At 68.7% G+C, this 4,821-nt stretch carries 6 protein-coding genes; 3 read left to right on the plus strand and 3 right to left on the minus strand.

Annotation, left to right across the window (positions count from 1 at the left end; all coding sequences use genetic code 11):
- Positions 1-29: 29 nt before the first annotated feature.
- Both nrdH and ACFFIO_RS02365 read left to right on the plus strand, forming a co-directional pair.
- Positions 30-278 carry a glutaredoxin-like protein NrdH gene (gene nrdH, locus ACFFIO_RS02360; RefSeq protein WP_159554314.1) on the plus strand — a complete coding sequence of 83 codons (249 nt, stop codon included), beginning with the start codon at positions 30-32 and terminating at the stop codon, positions 276-278.
- A gap of 324 nt (positions 279-602) precedes the next feature.
- A complete protein-coding gene (locus ACFFIO_RS02365; RefSeq protein ID WP_159554312.1) occupies positions 603-1,541 on the plus strand; it encodes a DNA-binding protein in 939 nt (312 codons plus the stop codon).
- Between the two features lie 551 nt (positions 1,542-2,092).
- Here ACFFIO_RS02365 and ACFFIO_RS02370 read toward each other — a convergent pair.
- Genes ACFFIO_RS02370 through ACFFIO_RS02380 form a run of 3 tightly spaced genes read right to left on the minus strand, consistent with a single transcriptional unit; the run spans position 2,093 to position 4,334 of the window.
- On the minus strand, positions 2,093-2,764 hold the full coding sequence (locus tag ACFFIO_RS02370; protein ID WP_159555330.1) for a vitamin K epoxide reductase family protein: 672 nt from the start codon (positions 2,762-2,764) through the stop codon (positions 2,093-2,095).
- Positions 2,765-2,805: 41 nt separating this feature from the next.
- Positions 2,806-3,543, minus strand: a complete 738-nt coding sequence (locus tag ACFFIO_RS02375) for a DsbA family protein (RefSeq protein WP_188807286.1) — start codon at positions 3,541-3,543, stop codon at positions 2,806-2,808.
- A 41-nt stretch (positions 3,544-3,584) separates the two neighbouring features.
- A complete protein-coding gene (locus tag ACFFIO_RS02380) occupies positions 3,585-4,334 on the minus strand; it encodes a cytochrome c biogenesis CcdA family protein (RefSeq protein WP_159554145.1) in 750 nt (249 codons plus the stop codon).
- Between the two features lie 153 nt (positions 4,335-4,487).
- Here ACFFIO_RS02380 and cmtR point away from each other — a divergent pair.
- On the plus strand, positions 4,488-4,821 hold a 334-nt coding region (cmtR, locus tag ACFFIO_RS02385; protein WP_378040017.1), incomplete at its 3' end, for a Cd(II)/Pb(II)-sensing metalloregulatory transcriptional regulator CmtR.

A 4,821-nucleotide genomic window follows, 5' to 3' on the forward strand; every position in this document is an offset into this window, starting at 1 on the left:
GCGACAGTCCCACCCGGAAGGACTAGACCGTGACCGTCTATAGCAAGCCGTCCTGCGTGCAGTGCAATGCCACCTACCGGGCCCTGGAGAACAAGGGCATCGCCTACGAGACCGTGGACCTGTCCCAGGATGCTGGGGCTCTAGAGCGGATCCGGACCCTCGGCTACATGCAGGCCCCCGTCGTGATCACCGAGACCGGCGATCACTGGTCCGGCTTCCGCCCCGACAAGATCGAAGAACTAGCCAAGCAGGCCACCGCAGAACTGCGTCGGACCTGATGCAGGGACAGCTCGACGCCCTGGACTACCCCGAGGCGTAGATGAGCCCGGGGGCGGCGGGGCCGATGACTGCCCCTCCGTCCCCTCCGGTATCCGCCGTGCTCCGTGGACTGGCGACCAGCGGCCGCAGCAGGAGGGCCGTGGATGGCAACGGTGCATCCGGCCCAGGCTCACACAGCAGTAGACCCAGCTGATAGAGCGGCATCCATGACCCTCACCGAAGCAGAGAGGGAAGACTCCAAGAACCCAGGCCAGCCCCTACTCGACGAAAAGTAGTAATAGTAGTAGGCTGACTATTATTACTTCTCGTTCTAGGGAGCTTCGATGGTCGAAATGTCCACCCCGACCGTGAGCGACCGCGTCTTCGCGGCCTGTGACCAGCTCGAGGCCGCCGGAGAGCGCATCACCGTGGCTACGGTGCGGAAGCAGGCCCAGGTCTCCATGCAGGATGCCTCCGAGGGCGTGCGCGCCTGGCGGCAGGCCCACGCGCAGGCTCAGTCCGTGCCCGAACCTCCCGAGGCCGTGGCCCGGGCCCTGAATGGCGCTTGGGGGGCAGCCCTGACGGCCGCGCGGACGGAGGTTGAACACCTGGCCACCGAGGCCAGGCAGGCCCAAGAGCACGCCGAAGCCGAAGCGGCCGACCTCTTGGCAGCCATCACCGAGACGGAAGTCAGTCGCGATGAAGCCCGTAGCGAGCTCGAGCGAATCCGGGCCGAGCTGACCAGGGCCCAAGCCGAACAGCAGCAGGCCATCGGAAAAGCGTCGGATGCCATCCAGGCCCGCGCCCGCGAGGAGGGCCGTAGGGAGCAAGCGGTGAACGAAGCGGGTCGGCTACGAGGAGAGCTTGACGAGGCCAAGGAGCGGGTCCGCGAGTTCCAAGACATCGCCGACCAGGCGAAAGCGCAGGCCCAGCAAGACCGCCATGCGCGGGCCCAGGCCGAAGCGGAGACGAAAACGGCGCGAACAGCCCTCACGGAGGCCGAGATCAGTCGGGACGAGGCCTTCAGCACCCTCAAAGACTGCCGAGCTGACCTGACCAAAGTGCAGGCCGAGCGGGATCAAGCGGTCGAGACCGCGGCCCAAGCCCGTCAAGACCAAGCCCAGGAGAAGGCCACCCGCCAGCAGGCGGAAGCCGAGGTGGCACAGCTGCGGAAAGATCTCAAGAGTTCCCGGGAAAAGCTCCGCAAGACCGACACCGAGACGAAGTCTCTGCGTACCGAGCTGAGCGCGGCTCAAGAAGAAATTCGGACGCTGCGCGACTAAAATCTCCCCCTGGCAAGGGGTCGGCCGCCCCCTTGCGTGGGCCCGGCGTCGCCGCCCAGACCGGGGGGGTCCGCGGTGCAGGCCCGCTTGGAAACCCGGCCAGCGTCCGTGGTTCTTCACCGTGTCGAGCCTGGCCCCGTGCTGCGGCCGGTGTCTGTCCCCCGGCAAGAGCATCGGGGGAGGGAAGGATCATCTCGGCCTTGGAGCGGCTTGGCGGAACTCGTCAGGTCCCGCCGCCGGCGACCGGTAGGCCTCAGGGGAAAACCTGGCCTCATGAGCCTCGCGAGTGCCAAGCGGTGATCGGCACGGACGCCCGGCCGAGAAGCATGATGACGTCAGGTAGACCATTAACCATGTGCGCTTCTCGCACAGGGTGAGGACTCGGGTAGTGGTGTTCGCCCTACCTCCAGGCCTGCTAGGTACACGGCCAGAGCAAGGATGGCGGCGACGGTGGCGATCATGCGGGTTCGTCTCTGAACGGTGTTGTGCGTCTGGTCCCTGCGGGGCGCAACTCAGGTGAGATGTTCGGCGCCGCCTGGGGCCAGTGCCGGTCAGGGGCCGGTAAAGGCGGGGAGGAACTGGATGAAGACGGAGCCGGCGACGGCGACGTACACGACGGCAATCAGGGTCCCGGCCCACCCGGTGGCGAACCGGGCCACCGCCGGCGGGGCGGGGATCACGCCGTGGGCCAGGTTGCGGGCGGTGAGCAGGATGAACAGCGGGATCATGGCCGCCCAGACAATCATGCAGTACAGGCACAGGATGTAGATCTCGTACAGGGCCTGGAACCACAGCCACCCCACGAACCCCATCCCCAGGGTGACCCCGGCCTGCAGTCCGGCCCAGTACCAGCGGCCGGGTCGGGCCCCGGAGAGCACCACCATCGCGGTGGCCAGCACCACGGCGAAGGCGACGATGCCGATCAGCGGGTTCGGGAAGCCGAACAGCTCGGACTGCCAGGTGCCCATCACCCGCCCGCAGGACACCCAGGGGTTGATGTCGCAGCTGGTGGTGTGGCCGGGGTCCTCGTACAGGGCGAGGCGCTCGAGGACCAGGATCGCCGAGGCGATCCAGCCGACGGCGCCGGTGACGAGCAGCACCACCCCGAACGGGCGGTGCCGGGCGAGGGCCGGCGTCCCCGCCGCCTCGGAGGCCGGTCCGGCGCCGGCCGGGGGCTCGGAGGGGTGTTCGGCGGGGTGGTCCGTGGTGGTGGGGGTTGTCATGGGCGGGTCGGCGTCCGGGGCAGGGGTGCGCATGTGGCGGCTCAGTTCTTGGCGGCGGCGTCGACCTCGGCGCGGAACTGCTCGAGGGTGTTCAGGGTGAGCGGCTTTCCGTCCAGGAAGAAGGTCGGGGTGCCCTGCACGCCCAGGGCGGCCCCGTCGGCCAGGTCCTGCTCGATCCGGGCGCGGGTGGCCGGGTCGGCCACCGCAGCATCGTAGGCGGCCATGTCCAGGCCCAACTTCTCGGCGTAGCCGCGGAACACCGGGCTGCGGTCCTCGGCGGTGTGGCTCCACTGCTCCTGGGTGTCGAACATCTTCTGATACATGGCCTCGTACGCCCCCTGCTGGGCTGCGGCCTCCACGGCGGTGGCGGCGGTCATCGAGTTCGGGTGGCCCGGCAGCGGGAAGTAGCGGTGCACGAAGGTCACCGTGTCTCCGTACTCGGCGCGCAGGTCCTCCACGACCGGGTAGGCCGCGGCGCAGCCCTCACATTCGAAGTCCAAGAACTCCACCAGCACGGCCTTCTCGTTCGGTGCCTGGGAGAGCACCCGGCTGTTCTCCCGGACCAGCTGCCCGGTCTCTTGGCTCGGCTGTCCGGATTCCTGACCGGTGGACGCGCTGGCGTCTTGCGGTGGGGTGGTGGTGGCGCCGCGGGCCACGAAATAGCCGATGGTGCCGCCGACGATGACCAGGGCCAGCAGGACCCAGACCACGATCTTGGCCCGGCGCTGCCGGGACGGGGCGGAGTCGGCCTTGGTCGGGGTGGGGTCGGTGGGAGTCATGGTCGGTCCAATCCGTGGGGTCGGGAGTCAGGGGCAGGGGTTTAGACGGGGGTGGTGAAGGTGCCGGCGAGGTTCTGCAGCTGGTAGATCCACAGGGTCCAGATCCCGGTGACCATCAGGACCCCGACGAGCACCAGCAGGATCCCGCCGATGATGTTGAAGGCCCGGATGTGGCGGCGGACGAAGCCCAGGGTGCGGGTGACCCAGTCCAGGCCCATCGCGACCAGGACGAAGGGGATGCCCAGGCCCAGGCAGTAGAGGAAACCCAGCAGGGCCCCGCGCCAGGGGTCTCCGGTGGTGGTGCTCAATGCCAGCACGGCGCTCAGGGTGGGGCCCATGCAGGGGGTCCAGCCGAGGCCGAAGACCACTCCGAGCAGCGGGGCGCCGGCGATGCCGGTCTTCGGCTGGAAGGACATCTTCTTGGTGCCCTGCAGAAAGGGCAGCCAGCCGACCAACACCAGGCCCATGAGCACGACGAATACCCCCAGGATCCGGATCAGCAGGTCCTGCCACTGCAGCAGCCAGCCACCGATCACTCCGAAGGCGGCCCCGTAGGCGGTGAAGACCGCGGCGAATCCGAGGATGAACAGTCCCACCCCGGTCATCACCCGGCGCCGGTTGTCTTCCCGGCGCGGATCGGCCAGCCCGGAGACGTAGCCCAGGTATCCGGGCACCAGCGGCAGGATGCACGGGGAGAGGAAGGACACCAGGCCGGCGACCGCGGCCAGCGGCATCGCCACCAGCAGTGCCCCAGACTGGACCATTTCAGCGAAGAACCCGCCCAAGTTCATGCCCGTCCTCCCCGGCCCCGGACGGGGCGGCGCGGACAGGTGGGGCGGCAACGGGCAGTCACGGAGGGTCCTCACTAGGTCAACGGGTCGGGGCCACCGAAGTCCGGGTGAAACCCGCAAATACGCTACAGCACGGGGTGTATAGTTCAGCGCATGCTGACTATTTCCACACGGTTGGACGTGATGCACCGGCTGGGCCGGGCGATGGCCGACCCCACCCGGTCCCGGATCCTGCTCTCCCTGCTTCAGGGGCCCGGGTACCCGGCCGAGCTGGCCCGGGATCTGGAGCTGAGCCGGTCGAACGTGTCGAACCACCTGGCCTGCCTGCGGGACTGCGGGATCGTGGCCGTCGCGCCCGAGGGGCGCCGCACCCGGTACGCGATCGCCGATGCACACCTGACCCGCGCGCTGACAGCCCTGGTCGAGGTGACCCTGGCCGTGGATGCCTCCGCCCCGTGCATGGACCCGGGCTGCTCGGTGCCCGGGT

It is taken from the genome of Citricoccus parietis (genome assembly GCF_042433045.1).
Lineage (GTDB): Bacteria > Actinomycetota > Actinomycetes > Actinomycetales > Micrococcaceae > Citricoccus > Citricoccus parietis.

What these genes read in the sequence shown, in the direction of transcription:
- ACFFIO_RS02365 (WP_159554312.1), top strand. Translation starts at nt 603, where the DNA reads ATGGTCGAAATGTCCACCCCGACCGTGAGCGACCGCGTCTTCGCGGCC.
- ACFFIO_RS02370 (WP_159555330.1), bottom strand. Translation starts at nt 2,764, where the DNA reads ATGACAACCCCCACCACCACGGACCACCCCGCCGAACACCCCTCCGAG.
- ACFFIO_RS02375 (WP_188807286.1), bottom strand. Translation starts at nt 3,543, where the DNA reads ATGACTCCCACCGACCCCACCCCGACCAAGGCCGACTCCGCCCCGTCC.
- ACFFIO_RS02380 (WP_159554145.1), bottom strand. Translation starts at nt 4,334, where the DNA reads ATGAACTTGGGCGGGTTCTTCGCTGAAATGGTCCAGTCTGGGGCACTG.